17 protein-coding genes and 1 pseudogene are annotated in these 26,212 nt (G+C 64.8%); 4 read left to right on the top strand and 14 right to left on the bottom strand.

Going from position 1 to position 26,212, the window contains the following annotated elements; genetic code table 11:
- Positions 1-37 precede the first annotated feature (37 nt).
- The 5 genes from JQ591_RS11085 to JQ591_RS11065 are packed head-to-tail and all read right to left on the bottom strand — an operon-like array spanning position 38 to position 5,575.
- A complete protein-coding gene (locus tag JQ591_RS11085) occupies positions 38-1,342 on the bottom strand; it encodes an O-antigen ligase family protein (protein ID WP_211396022.1) in 1,305 nt (434 codons plus the stop codon).
- The gene (locus JQ591_RS11080; RefSeq protein ID WP_211396021.1) at positions 1,339-2,733 is read right to left on the bottom strand and encodes a glycosyltransferase family 4 protein; all 1,395 of its coding nucleotides are present in this window, start codon (positions 2,731-2,733) and stop codon (positions 1,339-1,341) included. The genes JQ591_RS11085 and JQ591_RS11080 overlap by 4 nt, the downstream gene beginning before the upstream one ends.
- Complete coding sequence (locus JQ591_RS11075; RefSeq protein WP_211396020.1) at positions 2,730-3,470, bottom strand: ABC transporter ATP-binding protein; 741 nt, start codon at positions 3,468-3,470, stop codon at positions 2,730-2,732. The genes JQ591_RS11080 and JQ591_RS11075 overlap by 4 nt, the downstream gene beginning before the upstream one ends.
- A gap of 3 nt (positions 3,471-3,473) precedes the next feature.
- A complete protein-coding gene (locus JQ591_RS11070; protein ID WP_211396019.1) occupies positions 3,474-5,402 on the bottom strand; it encodes a glycosyltransferase in 1,929 nt (642 codons plus the stop codon).
- Positions 5,403-5,410: 8 nt separating this feature from the next.
- The gene (locus tag JQ591_RS11065; RefSeq protein WP_211396018.1) at positions 5,411-5,575 is read right to left on the bottom strand and encodes a hypothetical protein; all 165 of its coding nucleotides are present in this window, start codon (positions 5,573-5,575) and stop codon (positions 5,411-5,413) included.
- A gap of 126 nt (positions 5,576-5,701) precedes the next feature.
- On the opposite strand from JQ591_RS11065, the gene JQ591_RS11060 reads away from it, so the two are divergent.
- Positions 5,702-6,601 (top strand): DUF6502 family protein, encoded by a 900-nt coding sequence (locus tag JQ591_RS11060; protein ID WP_211396017.1) that lies wholly within the window; start codon positions 5,702-5,704, stop codon positions 6,599-6,601.
- Positions 6,598-7,797 (top strand): DUF5666 domain-containing protein, encoded by a 1,200-nt coding sequence (locus JQ591_RS11055; protein ID WP_211396016.1) that lies wholly within the window; start codon positions 6,598-6,600, stop codon positions 7,795-7,797. Before JQ591_RS11060 ends, JQ591_RS11055 begins: the two co-directional genes overlap by 4 nt.
- A 53-nt stretch (positions 7,798-7,850) precedes the next feature.
- On the opposite strand, the pseudogene JQ591_RS11050 reads toward JQ591_RS11055, so the two are convergent.
- The 3 genes and pseudogenes from JQ591_RS11050 to JQ591_RS11040 form a co-directional block, all read right to left on the bottom strand.
- A pseudogene (locus JQ591_RS11050) lies at positions 7,851-10,962 on the bottom strand (efflux RND transporter permease subunit).
- A gap of 11 nt (positions 10,963-10,973) precedes the next feature.
- Positions 10,974-12,098 carry an efflux RND transporter periplasmic adaptor subunit gene (locus JQ591_RS11045; protein ID WP_211396015.1) on the bottom strand — a complete coding sequence of 375 codons (1,125 nt, stop codon included), beginning with the start codon at positions 12,096-12,098 and terminating at the stop codon, positions 10,974-10,976.
- Positions 12,099-12,115: 17 nt separating this feature from the next.
- Positions 12,116-13,678 (bottom strand): efflux transporter outer membrane subunit, encoded by a 1,563-nt coding sequence (locus tag JQ591_RS11040; RefSeq protein ID WP_211396014.1) that lies wholly within the window; start codon positions 13,676-13,678, stop codon positions 12,116-12,118.
- A 209-nt stretch (positions 13,679-13,887) separates the two neighbouring features.
- Between JQ591_RS11040 and JQ591_RS11035 the strand changes: the two genes are divergently transcribed.
- Positions 13,888-14,526: a TetR/AcrR family transcriptional regulator gene (locus JQ591_RS11035; protein WP_211396013.1), complete on the top strand. Its 639-nt coding sequence runs from the start codon at positions 13,888-13,890 to the stop codon at positions 14,524-14,526.
- 37 nt (positions 14,527-14,563) lie between these two features.
- On the opposite strand, the gene JQ591_RS11030 is transcribed toward JQ591_RS11035, so the two are convergent.
- Both JQ591_RS11030 and JQ591_RS11025 read right to left on the bottom strand, forming a co-directional pair.
- Positions 14,564-15,922, bottom strand: a complete 1,359-nt coding sequence (locus JQ591_RS11030; protein WP_211396012.1) for a M23 family metallopeptidase — start codon at positions 15,920-15,922, stop codon at positions 14,564-14,566.
- Positions 15,923-16,032: 110 nt separating this feature from the next.
- Positions 16,033-16,725, bottom strand: a complete 693-nt coding sequence (locus tag JQ591_RS11025) for a peroxiredoxin (protein WP_211396011.1) — start codon at positions 16,723-16,725, stop codon at positions 16,033-16,035.
- Between the two features lie 204 nt (positions 16,726-16,929).
- On the opposite strand from JQ591_RS11025, the gene JQ591_RS11020 reads away from it, so the two are divergent.
- Complete coding sequence (locus JQ591_RS11020) at positions 16,930-20,727, top strand: YhdP family protein (RefSeq protein WP_211396433.1); 3,798 nt, start codon at positions 16,930-16,932, stop codon at positions 20,725-20,727.
- A gap of 133 nt (positions 20,728-20,860) precedes the next feature.
- Here JQ591_RS11020 and JQ591_RS11015 read toward each other — a convergent pair whose 3' ends face one another.
- The 4 genes from JQ591_RS11015 to tyrS all read right to left on the bottom strand — a co-directional run bounded on the left by JQ591_RS11015 (position 20,861) and on the right by tyrS (position 26,154).
- Positions 20,861-22,555 (bottom strand): methyl-accepting chemotaxis protein, encoded by a 1,695-nt coding sequence (locus JQ591_RS11015; protein WP_211396010.1) that lies wholly within the window; start codon positions 22,553-22,555, stop codon positions 20,861-20,863.
- Positions 22,556-22,946: 391 nt separating this feature from the next.
- Positions 22,947-23,351: a DoxX family protein gene (locus JQ591_RS11010; RefSeq protein WP_211396009.1), complete on the bottom strand. Its 405-nt coding sequence runs from the start codon at positions 23,349-23,351 to the stop codon at positions 22,947-22,949.
- A gap of 205 nt (positions 23,352-23,556) precedes the next feature.
- Positions 23,557-24,843 carry an MFS transporter gene (locus JQ591_RS11005; protein WP_211396008.1) on the bottom strand — a complete coding sequence of 429 codons (1,287 nt, stop codon included), beginning with the start codon at positions 24,841-24,843 and terminating at the stop codon, positions 23,557-23,559.
- 57 nt (positions 24,844-24,900) lie between these two features.
- Positions 24,901-26,154 (bottom strand): tyrosine--tRNA ligase, encoded by a 1,254-nt coding sequence (gene tyrS / locus JQ591_RS11000; RefSeq protein WP_211396007.1) that lies wholly within the window; start codon positions 26,152-26,154, stop codon positions 24,901-24,903.
- Positions 26,155-26,212 lie beyond the last annotated feature (58 nt).

Raw genomic sequence — 26,212 nt, 5'->3', positions numbered from 1 at the left:
ACCGGTTCGCGTCGAGAAAACGCGTCAGAATAAGAATCTAGAGCTTCCGTTCCGGCTTTATCGGAACGGAAGCTGCCGCTCTCGCCTTGAGCGCCATGCCGCCGGCGATGCCGACGCCGAGCACATACATCCAGCCCTCGTGGAAATCGAACAGATGCGAGTTCAGCAGCGAGCTCGCGATATTCTGCACCACCGCCACGAGGCCGATCCAGGCGGCAAGTCCTTCGTCCAGGAAAAGGCGAAGATGGGCGATCCACATGGCGTAGAGCAGGGCGACGCCCAGGAGGCCCCACTGCATGGCGACATTGAGGGTCTGGTTGTGCGGGTTGTTGACGACCTCCGCATCGAGGCTGCTTTCGCTCGTGGCCGCGCGTTCGAACTGCCGCTTGATCGAGCCGGAGCCGTGACCGATCAAAGACGCCTCGGCAATGCCATGGATCGCCTTGCGCCAATAGGTCAGCCGTTGGGCGGTCGAGGCACGGCTGATGTTCTCATGGCCATGGCGGTATTCGACGGAGATGTCGGTGACGCGCTGGCGCAGATAGGGCGACGTCGTCCAGGCCAGTGCGCTGGCGGCGACCGTGCCCGCAACCAGGAGCAGCGCCGCGCGCCGGCTCAAATGCCGCCAGGCGAACAGGCCGAGCAGCACCGCGATGCAGAGCAGCGCCGTGCGGGCCGCGGCAACGAACACCATGTTGGTGGCGAACAACAGGATCAGCGCCACGCAGGCGGCCGTTGCGGCTATGCTTCCGCCACGCCAGAAGGTCAGCGCGGGCAGCGCAAGCGCAAAGGCGCAGAACGTGAATTCCTGGCTCTGGTCGATGTAATTCTTGACGGGAACGCCGGCCGATGCCCTCGCGGTGATCTTCCAGGCGGGATCGAGCAGCACGATCCAGGAGAACACCGCAAGCAGTGCGCAGGAGGCGAGAAAGGCGAGACAGACCCAAAGGCCACGTTCCGATCGGCTGAAATGATAAAGCAGAGGCGGAATGAGCACGAGCTTTGCGACCGGCTTGATCGCATGCAACCGGTCCGCCCACGCGCCGTCCGACCACAGGGTGCCGGCGAGCGCGAGGAGCATGAAGGCAAAGGGCAGGGCGAGCGCCGGCCGCGTGAGCCTGCGCGCATAGTCGCGCCAGTCGATGGTCGGCGTCACCACGAGGAGCCAGAGTCCGACGAAGATCGAAGGCGCCGTGGTGGACCAGGGCAGCGATGCCGCGATGAGGACTGCGAGCAGATCGGCCGCCCGCATCAGCGCCGCCGAGTTGCGCCAGGTCTGCCATCGGCTGCTCCCGCCTTGCTGATCGGCAGGACCGGACCACATCGCGGATTCGGCGGTCATCCGTATGACGCGAGTTGCTCGGTGACAAGGCTTTCGGCGAGCACCTGACGCCCGAGGAAATCGCGGGCCTGGGTTTCGTAGCCGAAGCGCTCGGCGAGTTCGTGCCGCCGGGCCCGGATCCTGCCGCGGAACTCCTCCTGCCGCGTCAGCACGCGGGTGACGGAGGCCGCGATCGCATCGGTCGAGAACGGGTCGAAATAGTCGGCGAGCTCGCCCGCGACCTCGCGAAACACGGCGATGTCGGAGCACAGCACCGGCGTGTTCGCGGCCAGCGCCTCGATGATCGGCACGCCGAAGCCCTCGGCGAAGCTCGGCATGATCAGCCCGTGCGCCTCCGCGATCAGGGCCGCCTTTTCGTGCTCGTCGACATAGCCGGCGAAGCGGACGTTCGGCGGCAGATTGCGCATCCGGCTGATCTCTCCGGCATGGCCGATCACTACGAGATCGGCCTGGGGCACATTGCGGAAAGCGCGGATGACGGTGGCGACGTTCTTGCGCGGCTCGTTCGAGACGATGACGACGAAGCTCGGCCGCCCCGGACGCCCCGACGGGGCTGGTAGGTGCAGGACATCCGGGGCGTCGAACCGGGTGCGGGGATACACGACCCGCGCCGGCAGGTGCGCAAATTGCGGCAACAATTCCCTGAACCGCATCATGCTATAGTTTGAAACGAAGGCGAGCTCGTCGGCCTGACGCAGGCTGGTGAGGAGCCGCGACAGGAACAGCCGTGTCGCGACGTCGCTGAGCTTGAGGTCGGTGAGCGGCAGCAAATCGTGGACCACGCAGATCACCTTGGCATCCGGCCTGCGCCTGATCGCCACCCGGGTCGGAGTGTCCACGACGATGACGTCGTAGTCGCGCGCGTCGACCTGCGGCGGCGGTAGCAGGAAGAAGGCCGAAGAATCCTGGTAGCTGTAGAAGCCGGGCTCGAGCTGGAAGTTGCGGAACAGCTCCAGATGGCGCAGATCCGGCGGGACGTATTCAAGCGCCGCGGTCTTGTTCTCGATCAGCCGCGCATTCAGCCCACGCAGCCCGATTGCACGCAGGAAGCAGAGGACATAGTCCCACGACACCGACATGGTGGCCTTGTGGCGCAGCCAGTCGAGCGTGCGCCGCAAGCCATTGCGCGCCAGCGGCTCGCTCATGTTGATCTCGTCGAGGAAGCGGTACAAGGCGAGCAATTCGATGTTGCGCGCCGCTGACGGAAACAGTTTCGTGCGCCGCTCGCGCCGGCGCAGCTTGCGGTAGCGCCGGCTGGTCTCCACCAGCAGCGTCAGATCGTGGCCTTCGGCCGCGAGCGAGCGCATCAATTCGCGCGTGAAGTGGAAGATGCCGCGCTTGTGGTTGGGCTCGCCAAGCGCTTCGGATACGACGAGGATATTCTGCTTCATGCGCGTTTCTCGCGGAGCTCGAATGAATGTGTGGCCGGCGGCTCGACCGTGACGGTCGAGGCGATGCGGCCGTGATCGAGGTTGATGATGCTGGTGCAGGTGCGGCGCAGCAGCGGCTGGTCGTGCGAGGCGATGATCACGATCGCCGCCTGCGACACCAGGTGCAGCAGCCGCTCCTGTGCCTTCTCCGCAAAGTGCTCGTCGACGACGCTGAGCCATTCGTCCAGCAGGAGGATGTCCGCCGGGAAAGCGGTGGCCGTCGCAAACAGCACCCGCATCAGCATGCCTGACGAGAACATCCGCAGCGGCAGTCGCTGCATGCGCGTCTCGAGCTCGGTGAAGGCCCAGATATCGTCGATCACGCTGCGGCTAGGCTTGCGGCCGCTGATGCGCAGCAGCAGCGCGATGTTGTCCTCCGCAACGAAGTCCAGGTTGACGCCGGCGTTGAGGCCGAGCAGGGGCACGACATTGCCCTGGATCGCGACGCTGCCGCTGCTCGGCGGATAGACGCCGGCGATGAGGCGCAGAAGCGTCGACTTGCCGGAGCCGTTGGGCCCGGCAAGCCCGATCCGGGCGCCGGCCGCGGCCTCGATCGTGACATTGTCGATGGCGCGGATGATCCGCATCTCGCCCGGCTCGCGGATGAGATGACCGATCAGCCGCCGTTTCAGCGAATAGTCGTAGGCGCCGTAGAGCGGATAGTCGAGACAGACGTTGCGTAAGCTGATCGAGACCATGCGTCAGATCCAAAAGGCGGCTTTGCGCAGGTGGACCAGCGTCAGCACGCTCGCAAAGACCAGCAGCGCCAGCGTGATGAGGACGTAGACGATGCTGACGGGATCGACATGACCGCCCACCAGCGGCTCGCGCCACACCGCGAACAGATGCGTCAACGGATTGAGACGCATCACCGTCGAGCGGTGATTGATCATGTCCGACGACCAGATCACCGGCGAGGCGAGAAAGGCCAGCATCAGCGTGGATTCGATGATCGGCTTGAGGTCGCGATAGCGCGTTGCCAGCGCGCCGAGGACGAGGCTCAGGGCGAAGGTGCAGGCCACGAACAGCAGGAGGCCAGGCAGCGCCGCTAGCGCGTGAGAGAGATCGTGGGGCGACAGGACGAGCCACAACAGCAGCGGCACGCAGGCGTTATGCAGCGCGAACAGCCCTTGTCGGAACGTGCATTGCAGCAGGAAGATCACGGGCGGCAGCGCGCGGTCGCGGATCAGGCTCGCGGAGTTCTGGAGCGCCGTCGTGGCATCGAGCACCACGCTGTTGATGAAGGTCCAGGCCGTCATCGACAGCGCCAGCATGGGCAGGCGTGACAGCACGTCGACGTTCGTCATCTGCCCGATCACCGAGCCCAGTACCGCGACCACGATCGCCATCTGGAGCGACATCCAGAACGGTCCGAGCAGCGAGCGCACGTAGCGATGGCGCATGTCGGACCAGGCCAGCGTCGCGGCGATCCGGACAGTGTCCAGCCAGCCGGCCGCCTGCGGCGGCGCGGCGGCACTTGCCGGTTCCTTGCAGGACGCGGTGACGGCGTCGCGATAGACGGTTTCCATGCCTTCCCGGAAGGAAGTGGCCGAATAGCGACTGAGGGCGCGGGTCCGCGCCGCAAGTCCCATGCGGCGGCGGCGCTCGGGATCGCGGACCAGCGTGTCGATGGCTTCCCCCAGCTTCTCGGCGTCGCCGGGCGGCACGGTGATCGCCTCCATGCCGTGGCGGGCGACGCGCGGCACCGCGGTGTCGAGCGCCGTGTTGACGACCGGACGGCCGGCGGCCATGGCCTCGAGCTGGACCAGGCCGAAGGTTTCGGCATTGGTCACCGACGGCATCACGAAGACGTCGGTGAGGCACATCAGCTTGATGCGCTCGCAATCGTTGACCGAGCCGAGCAGGCGGACGCGCTCGCCGAGGCCGAGCTCCTGAATCAGTTGCTCGAGACGCGGCCGCTCGGTGCCTTCGCCGATGATCCAGACCTCGAAATTGTGCGCAGCCGCAGCGCGGATCAGCACGTCGAAGCCCTTGTAAGGAACGAGCCGGCCGCAGGCGAGCACGAGCCGGCCGCGATCGTTGACGTGGTGCGGTTCGATCTTCGGCCAGTCATAGCCGGTGGTGTCGATGCCGAACGGCACGACGTGGCATTTGTCCTCGAATTCGCGCAGCAACGGCGTGTTGTCGACCAGCACGTGGTCCGAGACGATGATCGCCTTGGCGCGGCGCAGCGTTCGCCGCATCAGGGGTTCGATGAACCAGCGCAGGCCGGCATGGCTGACGATGTCGGCGTGCCAGTGCACCACCAGCGGCCGGTTGCGACCAAATCCGAAGGCGAAGACGAGGTCGGCGAGCGGGAAGGGGGCGTGGAGTACGAGCAGATCGTGCTCGGCGATCTTGCGCCACAGCCGCCACGGATAGGTGGGCGCGGCGGGAAGCGACAGCAAATTGCCGAACGAATGGACGCGCTCGACCTGCACGTCGTTGACGACGATGTCGCGCGGCTCGGCCGATTCGGAGCAGACCAGCGCGGCGGAGGCAAAGGCGTCCTTGAGGCTGGCGCAGATGTCGCGGATCACCGTGAGCGTGCCGCCGAACAGGTCTGGATAGTAGATCTTGAAGATGTGCAGCACCGACGGACGGCGCGGGGAGTGGCTGGTGTGATGCATGGCGGCGCTCAACCTGCGAGAAGTGCTGCGACGAACGGCGCGGCCAGCACCAGGATGAAGATCACGCCGCGCAGGAGTGCCGGCAGCATCGGCTCGATCGTGGTGCCGTGACCGTGCGCGAGAATCGGCGCTGCACGCAGTGAACTGGAATTGCGGACCAAGCGGTCAGCCATGGGTGTGAGTCCCTTTCCGTCGCGCCCTCAGTGGCGTTCCGTTTACGTGGGAAAATTTACCACGTCAATTGTCAAATGACAAAAAGTGGGATTGTGTCCCACGCGAGGCGCCGTTACAGTTCAGACATGAATGCCAAGTCCGGGTCCAAAGCAGCGTCGCCCCAGCCGAACGCCGCGGCGAAGCTGCACGCGCCGCTGGCGCGGCTGCTGCGTCCGCTCGTGCGGCTCTGCATCCGCAGCGGCATGACCTTTCCGGCATTGGCGCAATTGCTTCGCGAGCTCTTCGTCAACGTCGCCGAGCACGATTTCGCGCTGGAGGGGAAAGAGCAGACCGACAGCCGCGTCAGCCTGCTCACCGGCATCCACCGCAAGGAGGTGGCGCGGCTGCGGGGCGCCGGCGCGCCGGTGCACGAGACGCCGGCGGCGGTGTCGCTGACCAGCGCCGTGATCGCCCGCTGGCTCGCCGCGCCCGAATTCACCGATGCCAAAGGAGAGCCACTGGCGCTGCCGCGCACCGCCGAGGGCGATGCGGCCTCGTTCGAGCAGCTCGTCGCCTCCGTCACCAAGGACGTGCGCCCACGCGCGGTGCTCGACGAATGGATCGACCGCAAGCTCGTCACCATCAACGCCGATGACGAGATCGAGCTGGTCGAGGCGGCCTTCGTTCCGAGCGGCGGGGACGACAGCAAATGGCATTACCTCGGCCGCAATCTCCACGACCATATCGCGGCCGCGGCCGAGAATGTCGCGGGGCCGGCGCCGCGCTTCCTCGAACGCGCGGTGCACTACAACAACATCTCGCCGAAGCTGGCGCGGCGGCTCGAGGCGCGCTCGCGCGAACTCGCGATGGACGCACTGAAGACCGCCAACCGCGAGGCCAATCGCGCGCTCGCCAAGGACAAGGGCGGCGACGCCCGCTGGAATTTCGGCATCTACATCTACAGCGAAGATGCCGATGAGGGTGAGGCCAAGGACAGTGCCAAGGATAGCGGCAAGGACAGCGGCAAGGAGGGGCGTTCGTCATGAGCCGGCCGCCGCTCATCTCCCGCCGTCTGCTGCTGATGGGATTTTGGCTCGCCGGCACGGCGATGGCCCGCGCGCAGGTCAGGCGTGGCACCGATCAGGGCATTGGCGGTACCGGCATCACGCGCGGTGACGACCACGGCATCGGTGGCACCGGCATCGTCGGCGTGATCCAGCGTTTTGGCAGCATCTACGTCAACGGCGAGCGTATCGCCTATGCCAGCGACGTCCCGGTCCGGATCGACGGCGAGGCGGCCAGCACCAAGGGCCTGCGCATCGGCCAGCTCGCGCGCGTGGTCGCGACCCGTCAGGCCGACGGCACGCTCGTGACGCGCAACATCACGATTGCGAGCGAGGTCTCCGGTCCGATCGAAGCCGTAAAGGGCAACGAATTGACGGTGCTCGGCCAGAAGGTCGTCGCAAGCGACAAGGAGAGCAAGCTTCGTGCGGGCACGCAGGTGGCTGTCTACGGCCTGCGCCGGACCGACGGCGTGATCGTTGCAAGCCTGGTCGAGCCGCGGCGTGAGGCGCGCGATCGTGTCACGGGTCTGGTCGAACGCGGGCCCGACGGTCTGCGAATTGGCGGTCTGAAGCTGAACGGCGTCGATCCGCTGCTGGTCGGGCAGCGCGTGCAGATCGAGGGCAGCGCGAGCCAGGGCGCGATGCGGGCCGCGCACACGCGGATCGACGATTTCTCGGATCTCGTCGGCGCAAGTCGCCTGTCGATCGAGGCCTATGTGCAGCGCGCAGGTGCGAACCTTCAGCTCGGCTCCGGCTTCGTGGCCCATGACGGCTCGCGCTTCGGCCCCGCAGCCGGCGAAGCCCGCATGGTGGTCAACGGCGTGTTCGATCGCTCGCGCGGCCTCCAGGTGGATTCGGCCCAAGCCATCGGCCATGGGCCGGGCGCGCCTCCGCCCGGCGGTGGCAATCCGAACCGGTCGCCCGGCGGTTCGATCCTGCATCCGAATCGCGGCGCCTCGACGCCGGGCGGCGGCCAGCCCGGTGCACCCGGTGGGCCCGCTCCGGGATCGAGCCCCGGCACGATGCCCGGCTCCGCGCCAACCGGCCCGACCGGACCCGGCGGCCTGTCAGGTCCTGGCGGTGTGGGTGCGCCCGGCGGACCGATGGGGCCTGGCGGCGGAATGGGTGGAGGCGGTTTGGGTGGTCCCGGAGGCGGGATGGGCGGCGGCCGGCGCTAGGAGCGGTGGTCGGCCGCGTTGCGCGGTGATCCGTGTCTCGTCACCAGCTTCCATCACCGGACTGCGCGCGGCTCGCCGTTCGTTCCGAGTCCGGCCACCTCGGGTTTCACTGCGTCATCGCCCGTCGCCGCGGAATGGTCGGCGGCAAGCAGAATGTAGAATGCCGGCACCACGAACAGGGTGAACAGCGTTCCGATCGAAAGGCCCGAGGCGATGACGAGCCCCATGTTGAAGCGCGAGGCTGCGCCGGCGCCGGATGCGGTGATCAATGGCATCACGCCGATCACCATGGCCGCGGTCGTCATCAGGATCGGGCGCAGCCGAATCGCGGTCGCTTCGACGACCGCATCGCGCTTGGAGCGGCCGGCATGCTGCAGCTCGTTGGCGAACTCGACGATGAGAATGCCGTGCTTGCTGATCAGCCCCATCAGCGTCACGAGTCCGACTTCGGTGTAGATGTTGAGGCTCGCGCCCTTGATGCCCAGCATGATGAAGATCAGGGCGCCAGCGATCGACATCGGCACCGAGACCAGGATGATCAGGGGATCGCGGAAACTTTCGAACTGCGCCGACAGCGCCAAGAAGATGATGATCAGGGCAAATCCAAAGGTGGCGGCGAAACCGGATGACTCCTGGATGAACTGCCGCGACTGTCCGCCATAGTCGATAGTGTAGCCCTTGGGCAGCGTCCGATCCGCGATCTGCTTCAGCGTCGCGAGTGCTTCGCCGGTGATCACACCCGGCATCGCCACGCCGGAGATGGTAGCGGCATTGATCTGCTGGAAATGGTTCAACGATTGCGGAACGGTGGTCGTTTTCAGCGACGCCACCGTCGACAGCGGAACGGACGTGCCGTCCGAGGTCTTGATGTAGTAGTCCAGCACCTGATCTACGTTCAGTCGCTGGCGCTGCTCGACTTGGGGAATGACCTTGTAGGAGCGGCCGTCCAGGCCGAAATAGTTGACATACCCGCCGCCCAGCATGTTGCCGAGTGCACCGCCGACATCACTGAGCTTGAGCCCGAGCTGCGCGGTCTTTTCGCGATCAATCAGCACTGTGGTTTGCGGCTGGTCCACCTTCAGGTCGTTGTCGAGGAAGATGAACTTGCCGCTTTTCAGGGCCTCGGCCGTGAACGCCTTGGCGATGCCGTCGAGCCGCTCGAACGGGTCGGTGGTCTGGATCACGAACTGGATCGGAAGGCCGCTCGCGCCCGGGAGCGGCGGCAATTGGAACGCCACGATCTTGGCACCGGCGACCCCCGCCATCTCCTGCTGCAGCACCGGCTGCAGCTCCGCAGCCGTCTTGTCGCGCTTGTCCCAGGGCTTGAGCACCCAGCCTGCAATCGAGCTGCCGGTGACGTCGATCTGAAACACGCCCGCGGTCTCAGGATAGGTGGAAATGCGCCGGTAGACCTCGGCAGAATACAGCAGCTTCTGCTGCAGTGTTGCGTTCGGAGCCAGCGTCGACTGCATCAGGATCGCACCCTGATCCTCCTCTGGAGCCAGCTCGTTCTTGGAGTTCGCATAGAGCCAATAGATGCTGCTCAGAATCAGGGCTGCGAATACGACCGTGACGGGAATCGTCGTCAGGCTCGATTCGAGCAACCGCCGGTATCGGTGTTGCAGCCACTCCATGCGCGCGTCGATGAACCCGACGATGCGATCGTTCAGGGTCGGCTTGCCGGTGTTCGGCGGCTTGAGAATGAAGGCGCAGCACATCGGGGTGAGCGTCAACGCGATGACGGCCGACACCGCAACGGCGCCGGCAAGGGTTAAAGGCGAACTCGGTGAACAGCGCTCCGGTCAGGCCGCCCTGGAAGCCGATCGGCACGTAGACCGCGATCAGCACGACGGTCATGGCCAGGATCGGACTTGATAGCTCCCGGGCAGCCATGATCGCCGCCGGCAACGGCTTCGTGTCCTCGGCCAGATGCCGGTTGACGTTCTCGACGACGATGATGGCGTCGTCGACCACGAGACCGATTGCGAGCACCAGCGCCAGCAGCGTCAGCAAGTTGATCGAGAAGCCGAGCGCCAGCAGCAGCGTGAAGGTGCCGACCAGCGACAGCGGTATGGCGATCACCGGAATCAGCACCGAGCGCCACGAGCCGAGGAACAGGAACACCACCGCAGTGACGATCAGAAGAGCTTCGAGCAAGGTGTGGATCACCTCGTCGATCGAGCTGTTCACGAATTCGGTGGAATCGTAGATGATCTCGGAATTCAGCCCCTCCGGCTGCTGCGCTTTGATGTCGGGATAGACTGTGCGAACGCCTTTGATGACGTCGAGCAGGTTGGCGTTCGGCGCGACCTGGATGCCGATATAGACCGCGCGCTTGCCGTTGAAGCCCACCGACGAGTCGTAATTCTCCGAGCCCAAAGTGACGTTCGCCACATCGGACAGCTTGACGTTGGACACGCCCGCCTGCTTGACGACGAGGTCGCGAAATTCCTGCAGCGACTTCAGGTTGGTCGCGGCCGTCAGATTGACCTGCACCATCTGGCCTTTGGTGGTGCCAAGCCCGGCAATGTAGTCGTTGCTGGACAACGCGGTCGAGACGTCGGACGCCGTCAGCCCGTACGCCGCAAGCTTGATCGGATCGAGCCACGCGCGCAGCGCGAAGGTCTTGTTGCCGAGCAGCTCCGCGGTCTGCACGCCCGACACGGCCTGGAGTTTCGGCTGCACCACGCGGATCAGATAGTCGGTGATCTGGTTCGGCGCCAGCACGTCGCTGCTGAAGCCGAGATACATGGCGTCGATGGTCTGACCGACCTTCACGGTCAGCACCGGTTGCTGGACGCCGCTCGGAAGCTGATTGAGCACCGAGTTCACCTTGGTGTTGATCTCGGTCAGCGCCTTGCCGGAATCGAAGTTCAGCCGCAGGTTGACCGTGATCGTTGACGTGCCGGGCTGGCTGGTCGACGTCATGTAGTCGATGCCATTGGCCTGGGCGATGGCGTTTTCCAGCGGCGTTGTGATGAATCCAGCGACGATCGCCGGATCCGCGCCGTAGTACGTTGTCGTCACGGTGACGATCGCGTTCTGGGTCCGCGGATATTGCAGGATCGGCAGCGAAGTCATCGACTTCAGACCCAATACCAGGATCATCAGGCTGACGACGATCGCAAGCACCGGCCGACGAATGAAGATGTCGGTAAAGGCCACGTTCTTCTCCCTCACTGATCGGCAGGCGTCGGATTTGGATCGTTCGGCAGGGCGACCGAATTGTCGACCTTCAGCAGGGTGCCGCTACGCAGCTTGATCTGGCCTGCGGTGACGACGGTTGCGCCCTGATCGAGACCGGAGACCACCGCCACCTGATCGCCGCGGGTGGCGCCGGTCTTGATGAAGGTCTGACGGGCGACCAGTCCCTGCTTGCCCGGCGCGTCGCTCTTGACCGCGAGAAACACGGACTCTCCATAGGTGTTGTAGACGATCGCGGTCTGCGGCAGGGTGAGGTAGCTGGTTGGATGCCCAACACGCACGTCGATCCGTGCGAACATGCCGGGCAGGAGCTTGCGGTCCGCATTGTCGAAAAGCGCGCGGACCTGAACGTTGCGGCTGGTTTGATCGACCTTTGAATTGAACGCCTGCACCGTGCCCTTGAAGCTGCGGTCCGGAAAGGCGTCGACGCGCGCCACGACCTCTTGCCCGACGGTGACCTGATCGATCGCCTGCTGCGGCAACGTGAAGTCGACAAAGAGACGGTCGAGAGCCTGCAGCGTAACGATGGTGGTGCCCGCGGTTAGATATTGGCCGACATCGACCTGACGCACGCCGAGGCGCCCGGCGAAGGGTGCCTTCAGCGTCTTTTGGTCCACCAGCGCCCGCTGCTGGGCGAGCAGGGCGAGAGCATTGCGCTCATTGACGGCATCGCTGTCGACCGTCGCTTGGCTGACTGCATTGATCTTCAACTGGCCCTGATCGCGCCGCAACGTGATGCCGTAGCCATCGGCGGTGGCCTGCAACGACTGTAGCTTGGCGACGTCGTCCTCTTTGCGCAGATCGAGCAGCGCGTCGCCTGCGGCGACTTCCTTGCCGGATTCGAAATGAATGCTGTCCACGATGCCGGGCTGTTGCAGCGAGAGATCTGCGCCGTTGACGGCACGAAACGTGCCGATCGCGGTCAAGGTCGATTGCCAGTCGCTGACCTGCGCAGCGGTCGTCGATACCGTTTGCGGTGGATCGGCAAGCGAGGCCATGACTTGACTGATCATGCCGGCGCGAAAATTGACGAACCAGGCGAGGGCGGCAAACACCGCCCCGATCACACACAGCATGATGATCATGCGCTTCAACATGGCGTCGGACTTTCGCGTTAGTTGGATTGCGGAGCCGGCTGCGGCGGCAGGGCTCCGGCGGGAACGAAGATCGCGGCAATGCCCGCGGGCTTTACCTCGGCGTCGGGCGATTCATCGATGCGATTCCACCAGCCGCCACCCAGGGCCTGATACAGCGCAACGGTGTCGGCATAGCGCGAGGCTTGCGCCTTCACGCGGTTGATCCGCGCCGTTAGCAGCGTCTGTTCGGCGTTGATGACGGAGAGGAACGTGGTCGAACCGGCCTTGAACTGAGCCTGGGACATCTTCAGGCTTTCGGCAGCGGTCATTTCCGCCTCGACCTGGGCCTTCAGGAGATCGGCATCCGATTGAATCGCGCGGAGCGCGTCGGCGACATTCTGAAATGCCGTGATCACGGTCGAGCGGTATTTCGCGCCGGACTGCTCCAACGCCGCGACCTTGGATTCCTTGGTGTGGAACAGGTTTCCGGCGTCGAAGATCGGCCCGGTGACGCTGGCGGCCACGCTCCAGGCCGCCGATTGCGGCCCGTAAAGCCCTGAGAGTGCCAGCGCCGAGCTGCCGCCCGAGGCCGACAGCGTGACGTTCGGAAGCATGTTGGCAATGGCAACACCGACATTTGCGCTGGCCTGGTGCACCTGGCTTTCCGCGGCCTGGATGTCCGGCCGCTGCCGCACCAGCAATGAGGGCACCGTGACCGGGAGGTCGCGGGGCAGGCGCAAGTTCGCCAGCGGGACCGCTTCGCCCTTGTCCTGACTCGGCAGCCGGCCGAGATAAGCCATCAATTGATTGCGGTTCTGCGCGCGCGACTTTTGTAACGGCGGCAGGGTCGCGACCGTCTGCGCAAGCTGGGCTTTCTGCGTCAGGACGTCGGCGTTGGAGACGGCGCCGAGCGCGAACTGCTGTTCGAGCAACGCCACCAGCTGGCGCTGGCCCTCGATCTGTTCCTCGGTGACACGAATCTGATCCGCGTAGGAGGCGTCACTGATCGCGGTCGTCACGACATTCGCCGTCAAGGTCAGGTAGGTCGCCTCGAGCTGGAAACGCTGGTAGTCGGCATAGGCGAGATCAGCCTCGATCCCGCGCGCCTTGCCGCCGAAAATATCGGGCGTGAACGAAATCGGGACTGACGTTTTGTACAGGGTGAACAAGGACGACGATCCGGTCTGTCCGGATTCTGCCAAGGGTGTCTGACTTCGGGTTGCGCTGTCGCTTCCGGTCATGGACGGCAGCAGCGCGCTCATGTCGGCCGCAGCAACCTCGCGCGCCTGGCGCAGCGCCGCCTGGGCTGCGGTGATGTCAGGATGGTTGTCGATCGCTTCCCGGACGAAGGCTTCAATCCGTCGCGAGCGAAATACCTTCCACCAGATCCCCGGCACGTCCGCGCCGTTGATGAATCTCTGCGCAGTTCCACCGGGCCCGTCTGCCCCAACTGCCACGGACAATCGGCTCGCGGTGTACCCGGTGACTCCCGGCGCGTTCGCTGGCCTGAAATCCGGACCGACCGCGCAGCCGCCGAGCGAGATGACGGCCTGGATGAGAGGTATTAAAGCACCTCTTAGGAGGAGTTTTCGATACGACATTGGCGCCCGTTAAAACTGAACCGTTCAGTACTTGACCGGGCGGACCAATGTTGTCAACAGTACTGAACTGTCTAGTTTTGTAACTGTGAAAAAACTGGGCTAAGCGGGCCTTGCTCAAGTGCGCCTCTTTGTTCTTTCAAGTTGTTGGCGCCCGGTCATTGTGCACGCAGACAGCGACGACCGAGCCGCGAACTGACGGAGAGCCATCCTTGATCGAAACGATTGCCCATCCTGCTCACGAGAAGGACAGCGCACCAGCGGGCCGCAAGATGGACATCGTCATCCGTGCGGCGTGGCAGCTGTTTCTGGATCAGGGCTTCTCCGCGACCAGTATGGATGCGATCGCGAAAGCCGCCGGCGTGTCGAAGGCCACGCTCTACGCGTATTTCCCCAGCAAGGAGGCCCTGTTCGCCTCATTGATCGTGGCGGAGTGCGAGAGACTGCAACGCGACCTTCCGCTACCCAAACTGTCGGCCGGACTATCCGAAGCGCTGCGGGAGTTCGCCAAGCAATACCTCCACAGCTTCATTCATCGAAAGGATGTCGCCTTCGTCCGCATCATCGCCAACGAGAGCGGCCGCTTTCCCGTACTCGCCCGACTCTTCTATGAAAGCGGCCCCGAGGCGACGATTCGGCGCCTCTCTCAATTCCTCGAGGAGGCCAGGGCCGAGAAGCTCTTGGAATTCGACGACCCGATGGAAGCCGCCAAGCAGTTCCTGTCTCTGGTCCGCGGCGAGCTACCGCTGCTGATTGTGCTGGGCCTCAGCGATCTCTCGGAGAGAATGATCGAGCAGGAAATCGAGGCAGGACTGAAGTTCTTCCTGAAGGCGTGCCAGGCTCGCGTCTGAGTCCGTCACGAATGGCTATTTGCGTTGGAGCCCGGTTCTAGCCCGCGCTGAGCCGCACGCCGGCGCGCAGGAACTTCTGCGGATCGACCGCTTCACCGTCGATGCGGGTTTCGTAGTGCAGATGCGGGCCGGTGGAACGGCCGGTCGACCCGACGAGCCCGACCACTTGGCCGATCTTCACGATCTCGCCAACCCTGACGTTGATCTCGGAGAGATGGCCATAGCGGGTCGCAAGCCCATTGCCGTGATCGACCTCGATCATGCGGCCGTAGCCGCCGGACCAACCGGCCGAGACGACCTTGCCGTTGGCAGTGACGCGAACGGGATCGCCGCTCGCGGCGCGAAAGTCGAGCCCGGTGTGCATCGCGGGCCGGCCGAGGAACGGATCGCTGCGCACGCCGAAGCCGGAGGTGAATTCGACCTCGCCTATGACGGGCTTGCGATAGGGCACGAGTGCGAGCGTGCGATTGAGCCGGTCCATCTCGGCGCGGGTGCTGTTGATCCGATAGAGCTGCTTCTCGAACGGCCCTGAACTGGCAGTGAGTTTAACGGGCACGAAAGGCCCGCCCATCGCAGTGCGCGGTACGGCGGCTTCGAGATTTGCGAGGTTCAGGCCGAGATCGCTGACGACGCCGCGCATCCGGCGCATGCGTGAATCCATGCCTTCCTCGACGGCGTTGAGCGCCGCCAACTGCCGACGCTCGACCTGGTCAAGCGAGGTCGTGAGCCGAACGACGACGTTGTCGAACCCCTGGTTCTTGGCGAATTGATTGACGGGCGGAGCTGCGAGGGTCGGCGCGCGCGACTCGAGCCGCGCTTCGCGATCCGGCGGCGCCACGAAGATCACGGTGTCGCTGATCGGCGAGGGCTTTGGCGTGCCCTGCGTCGTCTGGCTCGCCTCACCACGCTGCGGGGTGGAGCGGGGAATCGATCCGGTCACGTCTGGCATGGCCCCGAGCGCCGTGGCACGGGACTCCAGCGCCGTCTGGCGCTTCATGATCTGGTCGAGCTTCTGGTCGAACTGCTCCTGGTCAAGCAGCTGCCGGCTGGTGGTGCGGTCGACCTTGGCGCGCAGCTCGGTGATGCGGTCCTCATAGGCGTATTGCATCTCGGCCTGCCGGGCGATCAGCCGGGTGAGGACGTCGTCGCGGAAGGCGAAATAGGTAGCGGTTGCGGCCGACCAGAGCCCGAGCAACACGACGGTGCCGACCACGATCCAGAACACCACGGGCCCAAGGCGAACCTGCTTGCCGTGATGCACGATGGTGTAGGCGTCGTCGGTGTCCGGAAGGGGAAGCGCAGTCGCCACCGCGGCAGGACGACGATGAAAGGCTCGTCCGTGGTCGTGTGGCTGATGTTGGGGGTACTGCGAGTATTGGGCAGAACTTTTCGACATCGGCACTCCCGCGCCGGTCGGATGAGTCCGTACGGCCTAATTGCCGCGGCAATCTGGGCCGGTCATGGTTAATTTTCCGGAAACGGAACCGGTCGAATTTAAAGGATTGGTTAAAGGCGTCTTGCCGCTTCCAACACCTCGTCGGCGTGGCCGTCGACCCGGACATTGCGCCAGACCTTGGCGATCTTGCCGTCGGCGCCAAGCAGCATCGTGGTGCGAAGAATTCCCAGGAAGCTCTTGCCATACATGGACTTTTGGCCCCAGGCCCCGTAGGCCTCCAGCATCTCGTGTTTCTCGTCCGAGATGAGGGGAACGCCGAGACCGTGCTTGTCGCGGAACTTCTCCTGAGCCTTTACCGGATCGGCGGAGATACCGAGCACGGCCGTGCCAGCCTTGGCGAAGGCGCCGGTCAGCCGGGTGAAGTCGATGGCCTCTCTGGTGCAGCCCGGCGTGTCGGCGCGGGGATAGAAGAACAGGACGAGCTTCTGGCCGGTATAATCCGACAGCGCGACGACACCGCCACCGTCGCGGGGCAGGCGGAAGGCGGGAGCCTTCTGACCCTCGGCCAAGCTGGCCTTGGCCGGCGCTTCGGGCGCGGATGCCGATTTGGAAGAATTTAATCGTTTCGATGCGGCCTTATGCGATGCTGTCTTTGCTATGGTCCCAGTTGATTTGCTCGCCGGTGTCCGCTGTGTTTTCGCGGACTTGGTTTGAGTCGCAGCCCGCGTTTTCACGGGCGTCTTTTTAGCCGTCGGACTGCCGGAGGGCGTTTTGGACGTTTTCTTTCGGGATTTCTTGGACATACGCCTTCCTTTCGTCGCTTTCGGCGGGTCAACCAAAGCGGTATTGCAGCCCACTTCCGGTATGCCGGAATCGTGCCCTCGGCCGGGCAAGTCTGACGACGCCGGAGTCTGGTTACAAGGAATTCCACGCACCACCCCACTGCTCGTTGAACGCGCTCCCGGGGCGAAATGACGAACAGCAGGAATATTCGAGGTATGGCGGCAATGCCGTCGCAGGGAGCTTCGCTTCCCGGCGACGGGTGCGGTCCCGGCGGCGCTCAATCCCACGACGGGCGCCTGTATCGAGAGGCAATGGCAAGGAATACGTCGCCCCAGGACGGCAATCGGGATTTGAATCGGCGCGGCGGCCAGCCAGAGCCGCAGCAATGGGACGACTCCGATTGGGATCCGGATCAGGAAGCGGCGGCGGGCCATCGGGCGCGCCGGCTGTTGTCGCGTTCCAATTCGGGCTTCCATCGCTTCGGTGACGGGTTTGGGCCGCTGCGCCGCTGGCTGGGCGGCGGTCGCTGGCTGAAGCGCGTGGCCGTGGTCGTCGGTGCCCTGGTCGTCATCTTCGTCGGCTGTTTCGGCGCGCTGTGGTGGCGGCTCGGCGCCGGTCCCATCAATCTCGACATTGCGACGCCGTGGCTCGCCGCCGCGATCGAGGACAATATCGGTCACGGCAACACCGTGGAGGTCGGCGGCACGCAGATCGAACGGGCCGGGCGGATCCGCATCGCCGTGCGCATCCGTGATATCGTCGTGCGCGACCACGATCACGTCATTGTCGCCACCGCACCGAAGGCCGAGGTGAAGCTGTCGGGTGCGGGCCTGCTGATGGGGCATCTGCGCGCAGAAAGCCTCAACCTCGTCGATGCCGAGCTCGCGATCCGGATCGCGCCTGACGGCACCGTCACGGTGTCGGCCGGCGACACCGCAAAGCCGCTCGCAACCGGCGTCGCATCCAAGAAGGACGCAGGGCTGCCGCCGACATTCCCGCGCAACGGTGTCCCACCGCCGCCATTCGCCACCGAGCCTGCGACCCCCGACGCATCGCAAGCCGCGCCCCAGGCCACGGCCCCGAGCGGCATTCTTCAGGGCCTCGACTGGCTCGACAGTCTGAGCATGACCGGCCTCGACGGCCAGAACCTCAACGAGATCGGCCTGAAGAACGGCAATCTGATCGTCGACGATCAGCAGCGCGGCAGCAAATGGACGTTTGAGAACATCACGCTCAGCCTGCGCCGGCCGAGCCGTGGTGGCGTCGCGCTCAGCCTGGGCGAGGAGGGCGCGCGTCCATGGTCGCTGCGTGCCACGATCGGCCCCACCGAGAACGGCGTGCGCTCGGTCGACATCCGCGCCGACAAGGTCTCGACCGCCAACATCCTGCTGGCGCTGCGGGTGAAGGACCTCACCTACACCGCCGACCTGCCGCTGACCGGCGAGCTCAAGGGCGAGCTCGGCCGCGACGGCGTGCCGACCTTCTTTCGCGGCAAGATCACGGTCGGTGCGGGCAACATCATCGACACCGATACGCCCGACTATCCGATGGCGATCGACTCGGCCGAGATCAATGTCGAGTGGGACGCCAATCGGCGGGTACTGGTCGCTCCGTTCAAGGTCCTCTCGGGCGCGAACCGCCTGACGCTTCTGGCCCACGTCGAGCCGCCCAACGGCACCGTCAACGACTGGCAGCTCGGTTTCAGCGGCGGCTCGATCCTGCTCGGCGGCATCGACAACGAGCCGCCGCTGGTCTTCAACCGTATTGCGATCGGCTTCCGCTTCGACACCGACCACAAGAGGCTGCTGTTGACGCAGGCCGATATCTCCAACGGAGAGATCGGCGTCGCCGGCACCGGTGCCATCGACTATTCGGGCGAGCCGCGGCTGACATTGGGTTTTGCGGGAACACCGATGTCGGCCTCCGCGCTCAAGCGGATGTGGCCGACGCTTGTCGTTCCCGAGTTGCGCGAATGGGTGATCGAGCGGATCGAGCGTGGAACGCTCCAGCGCATCGAGATCGGCATCAATTCGCCGACCAAGAATCTTCCGCGCAAGGGCCCACCCATTCCCGACGACGGTCTGTCGGTCAACATCGTGGCAAGCGGTGTCGCGGTTCGCCCCGTCGACGGCATGCCGGTGGTGCACGATGCCGATTTGAAGGCGCGCGTGACCGGGCGCACCGCGACCGTGAATATCGGGCAGGGCATTGCCGATACGCCGGCGGGCCGCAAGGTCACGATTTCCGACTTCGTCTTCGAGGTGCCTGATATGGCGCCCAAGCCGTCGCCGTCGCGGACCCGGTTCCATCTCGAAGGCCCGGTGCCTGCGGCCGCCGAAATGCTTTCCAATGATCGCCTGAGCGATCTGTCGTCGACCGTCATCGACCCCAATACCAGCAAGGGGACGTTCTCGGCGAACATCCAGCTTGGGTTGCCGGTCAAGGGCGAGCTGACCAAGGCCGACACCGCCTACACCGTCACGGCTGATCTCAACGGCTTTGCTGCCGACAAGCTGGTGATGAACCAGAAGCTGGAGGCCAACAACCTCAAGATCGTCGCGAGCAACCAGGGCTATCAGGTCAAGGGCGACGTCAAGATCAACGGGCAGGCCGCCTCGCTCGACTACCGCAAGCCGGCCGAGGGCGATGCGGACGTCAAATTGCAGACCACGCTGGACGATGCGAGCCGCGCACGCCTCGGATTCGATTTGAGCCCCGCCGTCAGCGGATCGCTGCCGATCAAGCTGTCGGGCAAGATCGCCGGCGGGCCCGACCAGACGACGAAGCTCGGCATCGAGGCCGACCTGACCTCGGTCAAGCTCGACAACATCCTGCCCGGCTGGGTCAAGCTGCCGGGCAAAGCGGGCAAGGCCAGCTTCAAGGTGGTGCCGACGGCGCAATGGACGCGTCTGGAGGAGATCGTCATCGAAGGCGGCGGCGCCTCGATCAAGGGGTCGCTCGAGGTCGATGCCAACGGCGACCTCATGAACGCGAACTTCCCGACCTACGCGCCGTCCGACGGCGACAAGGCGTCGCTGAAGGTGGAGCGTAGCCAGGACGGCGTGGTCAAGGGCACGATGCGCGGCGACGTATTCGACGGCCGCGGCTTCCTGAAGTCGGCGATTTCAGGCAATTCCAAGGACGATGCCAAGAGCAAGATGAAGAACGTCGATTTCGACATCGACGTGAAGCTCGGCGCCGTCATGGGTTTCAACGGCGAGGCGATGCGCAGCGTCGACGCCAAGATGTCGCGCCGCAATGGTGCGGTCAAAGCCTTCACGATGAGCGGCAGGATCGGAAAAGACACGCCTGTGGCCGCCGACCTGCGCGGCGGCCGTGCCCAGGGCAACCGCGAGGTGATCTATCTCCAGACCAGCGATGCCGGCAACTTCCTGCGCTTCACCGACACCACCAACAAGGTCTTCGGAGGCCAGATGGTGGTGGCAATGGAGCCGCCGACGTCGGAGCCTACGACAAGGGAAGGCCTGATCAACGTGCGCGACTTCGCGGTCAAGGGAATGGACCAACTCGATCGCGTCGCGGCGGGCGCTCCCAACGGTGCGCAGAGCGGCGTGGCCTTCACCGCGTTGCGCGCGGAGTTCACGCGGCAGAACGGTGCGCTCACGATCCGTGACGGCGTGGTCAAGGGGCCGATGATCGGCGCCACCATCGAGGGCTCGATCGACTTTCCCGGCAACCAGGTGTGCATGAGCGGCACCTTCGTGCCGATGTATGGCGTCAACAACATCTTCGGCCAGATCCCGTTGTTCGGCATCTTCCTCGGTGGCGGCAACAATGAGGGATTGATCGGCGTGACCTACGAGGTTGTCGGCACGCCGGCCGCGCCCGTGATGCGGGTCAATCCAATTTCGGCGATGGCGCCCGGCCTGTTCCGCAAGATCTTCGAATTCAACACTGGCAAGCAGAACTCGCCGTTCGAAGAATTCCCGTCGCAGTCGAGCGATGGCTCGACCGGCTCGACGCGCCAGCTATCGAGCGGCTGCACCCTCGCGCGGCGATAGCAGCGAGGCTGCCGGGCTCGTCATGCCAGGGCCTGTCCCGGGCATCCACGAACTGTCTTTCCATAAGCGCCGAGAACGTGGATGGCCGGGACAAGCCCGGCCATGACGATGTGCTGGGTTTGGTGCCGGCCGTTTACGCCGCGCGCACGCCGGCCAGGAAGGTGCCGACTTCGCCGGAGAGCTGCTCGGCCTGCTTGGAGAGGTTTGAGGCGGCGGCGAGCACCATGCCTGCGGCATTGCCGGTCTCGTTGGCTGCCGTGCTGACGCCGCCGATGTTGGTGGTGACTTCCTTGGTCGCCTCGGCGGTCTGCGAGACGCTGCGGGCGATCTCGGCAGTGGCGGCGCCTTGCTCCTCGATCGCAGCACCGATCGAGGTGGCGATTCGGCTGACCTCCTCGATGGTGGCGGTGATGCCGCCGATGGCCTCCACCGCTTCCTTGGTCGCGCCCTGGATCTGGGCGATCTTGTCGCCGATCTCGCGGGTGGCTTCAGCGGTCTGGCTCGCCAGCGACTTCACCTCGGAGGCGACGACGGCAAAGCCGCGGCCGGCTTCACCGGCGCGTGCGGCCTCGATGGTGGCGTTGAGCGCGAGCAGGTTGGTTTGCGCCGCGATGTTGGAGATCAGCTCGGCGACATGCTCGATCTGCTGGGCACCGTCCGAGAGCGCGCGCACGATGGTGTCGGTGCGGCGTGCGCTGTCCACGGCGCGGCCGGTGACTTCGGCGGACTGCGCGACCTGGCGGCTGATCTCGGTGATGGAGGAGGAGAGCTCCTCGGCGGCGGCCGCGACCGTCTGGACGCGCTGGCTGGCTTCGGTGGCGGCCGAGCCGACGACGGCGGCGCGGCGGTTGGTGCCTTCCGCGGTCGACGACATCGACTTGGCGGTGACCTCCAGCTCGCCGGAGCCCGAGGCCATCAGGCCGACGAGCTGGCCGACGGAGGCATCGAACCGGTCGGCGAGCGCGATCAGCGCGTCACGCTTCTCCTGCTCGCTGCGAGTCTTGGTAGCGACCTGCTCGGCCTCCAGGTTACGCGCCGTCAGCGCGGTCTGCCTGAGCACTTCGAGGGTCTCGGCCATGCGGCCGATCTCGTCGCCGCGGCCAGTCTCCTCGACCGCCGTGTCGATGGCGCCTTCGGAAATCTCCTGCATGCGGTTCTTCTGGCGGTCGAGCGCGCCGAGCACGTCGCGGGCGATCAGCCAGGACAGCGTCGCCATCAGCAGCATCAGGCCGATGCCGATCGCGCCGAGCTCCAGCGTCAGCGCGCGCACGTCGGCGTCGATGTCGTCGACATAGAGACCGTAGCTGAGCGTCACGTTCCAGGGCGCGAATTTGCGTGCGAACACGGTCTTGCGGACCGGCTCGGTCTGGCCGGGGCGGGGATAGAGGTAGGAGGTTACGCCACCCTGCGCCGTCTCCTTGCCGGTATTGATGATGGCATCGGCGATGAGGACGCCGTTGGAGTCTTTCGCGCCGGTGATCTTGCCTTCGAGCTGCTGATTGGCGCCGTTCACGAACAGCGAGGTGTCGGGATTGTAGACGACGGGATAGCCTTGGCCGCCGTTGAAGGTCATGCGCCGGCCGCGCTGGTGGAACCGGGCTTTGGCCTCGTCCAGCGTCATCTTGCCGGCGGTGACTTCGTCCTGGAGCGATTGGGCAAGGTTATAGAGGAGCTCGACCGCGGTCCGCATCTGCTCGGCGCGGTCCTCCATCATGCGGCTCTTGCTGAGCACGGACGACACCCCGATGATGGCCGTGACCGTGAGTGCCGAAAGACAGACCATGCTGGCGAGCTTGGTGCGGATCTTGAGGTGACTCAGCAGCTTCATCACGGCCTCGACGGAATGGTTATTGTTGCTCGCGTCGGTAGCATGAAATTCTTACCAATCATGAATGGACGTATGCGGCGAGCTGCCGCGCGCGCGGCATCCGCAGCCGCATGCGCAAACATGCAGGCCGTAAAGCGCTTCTCGGGCGCATGGCGCGTCAACGCGGAGAATAATGATGTCGGACTTTAGTCGCGACCGAGTCCGGTCGGAGCAGCCATGAACCGATTCGTTCACCGCATCGTCATGTCCGTGCTGCTCGTGGCGGCCCTCGTTCTCATCTGGAACGTGCTGGGGGCGCGCTGAGCCGGCACCGGCAATCCGCCGGTGCCGTCTTACTTGCGAGTTAACGACGAGCGCGTCAGTGCCGCGCGTAGGCTCCGGTGTGGAGCCGCTATTCCTTGCCCATCGCCGAATCGGCGCTGACCGAACCGCCGCCGGCTGCCGAGAGATAGAGGCAGGCGAAGCAGAACAGGATCGCGGCGGTGCCACCATTGAGCAGCGGCAGGAACACCGGCGTCTCGCCCTTGAGCATGTGGCCCATGAAATAGGCGAAGGCCATCTCACCTGAAAGGATGAAAGCGGCGAGGCGGGTGAAAAGGCCGATCATCAGGAGTGCGCCGAGCACGAGTTCGATCGTACCGGCCGCGTAGATGATCGGCGGGATGTTTGCGAAGTAAGGCAGCACCGGAAACTTGAAGAGTTTTGCGATGCCGTACTGGAACAGCAGCAGGCCGGTGATGAAGCGAAACAGGCTCAAGAGAACCGGTTGAAAGCGAACGAGATAGGGAAAGTTCATTGGTTTGTGCCCTCCATCCAATGCAGCGACTTGGACCGCATTCGGTTGCGCCTCGCAAGTCACCCCGGGCAAATTCCGCGCTGACATTTTCGTCATGTAAGACAAAACACCGCAGGCTCGGCTTTCACCGGCGCGCGATGCGCATTTTTGGACGTGTTCGCGTCGTGCCCATCCGTAATTTCCCGGTGACGCGAATGTCTGCAGGTTACCTCTGCGACACCTGCCGCCGCAGGGCGGGCACGACCAGGAACGGGATCATCCCGAGCACCACGCTCGCGAGTGCGAAGGCGAGCAGCGCGTTGTAGCCATGAGTCGCGTCATGGATCAGGCCGCCGCTCCAGGAGCCGAACGCTGAGCCCAGTCCGCTGCCGATCGAGATGGTGCCGTAGATGGTGCCGACGCGCTTGCCCCCAAAGATCTTCATCGCGGTCGCCGTGATCAGCGGTCCACGTGAGCCCATCATGCTGCCGAAGCAGACGACGAATCCGGTGAGCAGGAGGAGATTGGGGGAGTATTGCAACAGCCACAGCAGGAAGATGCCGAGGATCGAGATCGCGTAGCTGAGCAGCACCGACGGCCGGCGTCCGATCAGGCCGTCGAGCGCGGATACGCCGAGCATGCCGAACACCAGCACGACGCCGGAAAAGCCCCAGGCCGTCGCGGCTTGCAACGGTGGAAAGCCGGCATCGATCAGATAGGCCACGATCTGTGCGGCGATCGCGTACATGCCGACCGCGGTGAAGAAGAATGTCGAGAACAGCGCCCAGAAGGCGTGATGGCGCATCGCGCTCGGCAGCGTCCAGCCGTGATCGACGAAATCCGGATCGGTCTTCTTCGCGATGTGGGGCGAGCCCGAGGCGAACAGCCGCCATGGCAGCAGCATGAGCGGCACCAGCAGGCCGAGCGCGGCGAAGCCGAACAGCTGGTAGGTTTCGCGCCAGCCGAGATGGTCGATCAAGAGCTGCGAGGCCGGCAGCAGCGCCAGCACGCCGCCACCCATCGCCGAGTAGACCACCGCCATCGCGGTCGGCAGCTTTGGGCCGAACCAGCGGCCCAGCAGGATCGAGTTCGGCACATTGCCGATGAAGGCGACGCCGATGCCGACGCACAATCCGATCGAGAGCTGGAATTGCCAGAGCGACTGCGCGTGGCTTGCAATCAGGAAGGCCGAGCCGAGCAGCAAGAGGCCGAGCGCATAGACGATGCGCGGTCCGGAATGATCGAACAGGCGCCCGACCAGCGGCGCAGTCAGTCCGCTGACGAGCCAGGTCAGCGAATAGATCGAGACCACCTGGGCGCGATCCCAGCCGAAGTTTTCCGAGATCGGCTTCAGGAAGACGGTGAAGCTTTCGCTGAGGCCGCGGCCGAGCACGGCGAGCGTGAAGCAGAGCGCGAGCACCACGAGCGCGGTGCGCACGACGCCCTGCGGCGTCGCCGTGACGCGTTCCCTGGTCGCGTGCTTGGACTGTTCCTCGGCCGTGTTCTGGTCCATTGCCGATCAGGGAGCGCGCTTCGGCGCGCCCTGACAAGCAGCGAAAAGCTCATACGCCTATGCAGGCCTGAGGAGGATGTGCTTCTTCTTGCCGAAGGACAGCTTGATCACGCCTTCCGGCGTCAGGTTGGCCGCCGACAGCGCCATCTTCTCGTCGGTGACGGGCTCGTCGTTGACGCGCAGGCCGCCGCCCTTGATCTGGCGCCGTGCTTCGCCGTTGGAGGCAACGAGGCCCGCCTTGACGAAGGCGTTGAGCACGCCGAGGCCGGCGTCGAACTCGCCGCGCGGAATTTCCACGGTCGGCAGGCTCTCGGCCAGCGCGCCTTCCTCGAAGGTGCGGCGCGCGGTCTCGGCCGCATCGTTCGCTGCGTCGCGACCATGCAAGAGCGCGGTCGCCTCGGTGGCGAGCACCTTCTTGGCCTCGTTGATCTCGGAGCCCCCGAGCGCCTCGAGCTTCCTGATCTCGCTCATCGGCAGCGTCGTGAACAGCTTCAGGAATTTGCCGACGTCGGCGTCTTCGGTGTTGCGCCAGTACTGCCAGAAATCATACGGCGAGAACTGGTCGGCGTTGAGCCAGACCGCGCCCTGGGCGGTCTTGCCCATCTTGGCCCCCGAGGCGGTCATGAGCAGGGGAGCAGTGAGCGCGAACAATTGCGGCGTGCCCATGCGCCGGCCGAGATCGACGCCAGTGACGATGTTGCCCCACTGGTCCGAGCCGCCCATCTGCAGGCGGCAGCCGACGCGGCGCGACAGCTCGACGAAGTCGTAGGCTTGGCAGACCATGTAGTTGAACTCGATGAAGCTCATCTCCTGCTCGCGTTCGAGACGCAGGCGCACCGAGTCCATCGTCAGCATGCGGTTGACCGAGAAATGCCGGCCGACATCGCGCAGCATTTCGATCCAGTTCAATTTCCTCAGCCATTCGGCATTGTCGAGCATGACCGCGTCCGACGGCCCATCGCCATAGCGCAACACCTTCTCGAACACGCCGCGAATCGAGGCCTTGTTGGCCTCGATCTCGGCGACGCTGCGGATCACGCGGGTTTCGTCCTTGCCGGAGGGGTCGCCGACCATGGTGGTGCCGCCGCCCATCAGCGTGATCGGCTTGTTGCCGCTCTCCTGCAGCCAGTGCAGGATCATCATGGTCAGGTAGTGGCCGATATGGAGCGACGGCGCAGTGCAGTCGTAACCGATATAGGCGGTCGCCTCGCCCTTGGCGGCGAGTGCGTCCAGCCCCTCGAAATCGGAGCACTGGTGGATGAATCCACGTTCCTGCAGGGTGTTGAGGAAATCCGATTTAAATGCAGTCATCTGTCGGCGTGCCTGACAATTCTTGGTTTACTGTTTTGGGAGCAATTTAAGGGTCTTC

Origin of the sequence: Bradyrhizobium canariense (genome assembly GCF_018130465.1) — a bacterium.
Taxonomy (GTDB): Bacteria; Pseudomonadota; Alphaproteobacteria; order Rhizobiales; family Xanthobacteraceae; genus Bradyrhizobium; species Bradyrhizobium canariense_C.
This window is presented reverse-complemented; position numbering and strand designations above follow the sequence as displayed.

What these genes read in the sequence shown, in the direction of transcription:
- JQ591_RS11040 (WP_211396014.1), bottom strand. Translation starts at nt 13,678, where the DNA reads ATGTCGTATCGAAAACTCCTCCTAAGAGGTGCTTTAATACCTCTCATC.
- JQ591_RS11025 (WP_211396011.1), bottom strand. Translation starts at nt 16,725, where the DNA reads ATGTCCAAGAAATCCCGAAAGAAAACGTCCAAAACGCCCTCCGGCAGT.
- JQ591_RS11075 (WP_211396020.1), bottom strand. Translation starts at nt 3,470, where the DNA reads ATGGTCTCGATCAGCTTACGCAACGTCTGTCTCGACTATCCGCTCTAC.
- JQ591_RS11060 (WP_211396017.1), top strand. Translation starts at nt 5,702, where the DNA reads ATGAATGCCAAGTCCGGGTCCAAAGCAGCGTCGCCCCAGCCGAACGCC.
- JQ591_RS11070 (WP_211396019.1), bottom strand. Translation starts at nt 5,402, where the DNA reads ATGCATCACACCAGCCACTCCCCGCGCCGTCCGTCGGTGCTGCACATC.
- JQ591_RS11055 (WP_211396016.1), top strand. Translation starts at nt 6,598, where the DNA reads ATGAGCCGGCCGCCGCTCATCTCCCGCCGTCTGCTGCTGATGGGATTT.
- tyrS (WP_211396007.1), bottom strand. Translation starts at nt 26,154, where the DNA reads ATGACTGCATTTAAATCGGATTTCCTCAACACCCTGCAGGAACGTGGA.
- JQ591_RS11045 (WP_211396015.1), bottom strand. Translation starts at nt 12,098, where the DNA reads ATGTTGAAGCGCATGATCATCATGCTGTGTGTGATCGGGGCGGTGTTT.
- JQ591_RS11010 (WP_211396009.1), bottom strand. Translation starts at nt 23,351, where the DNA reads ATGAACTTTCCCTATCTCGTTCGCTTTCAACCGGTTCTCTTGAGCCTG.
- JQ591_RS11030 (WP_211396012.1), bottom strand. Translation starts at nt 15,922, where the DNA reads ATGTCGAAAAGTTCTGCCCAATACTCGCAGTACCCCCAACATCAGCCA.
- JQ591_RS11080 (WP_211396021.1), bottom strand. Translation starts at nt 2,733, where the DNA reads ATGAAGCAGAATATCCTCGTCGTATCCGAAGCGCTTGGCGAGCCCAAC.
- JQ591_RS11005 (WP_211396008.1), bottom strand. Translation starts at nt 24,843, where the DNA reads ATGGACCAGAACACGGCCGAGGAACAGTCCAAGCACGCGACCAGGGAA.
- JQ591_RS11020 (WP_211396433.1), top strand. Translation starts at nt 16,930, where the DNA reads ATGCCGTCGCAGGGAGCTTCGCTTCCCGGCGACGGGTGCGGTCCCGGC.
- JQ591_RS11065 (WP_211396018.1), bottom strand. Translation starts at nt 5,575, where the DNA reads ATGGCTGACCGCTTGGTCCGCAATTCCAGTTCACTGCGTGCAGCGCCG.
- JQ591_RS11085 (WP_211396022.1), bottom strand. Translation starts at nt 1,342, where the DNA reads ATGACCGCCGAATCCGCGATGTGGTCCGGTCCTGCCGATCAGCAAGGC.
- JQ591_RS11015 (WP_211396010.1), bottom strand. Translation starts at nt 22,555, where the DNA reads ATGAAGCTGCTGAGTCACCTCAAGATCCGCACCAAGCTCGCCAGCATG.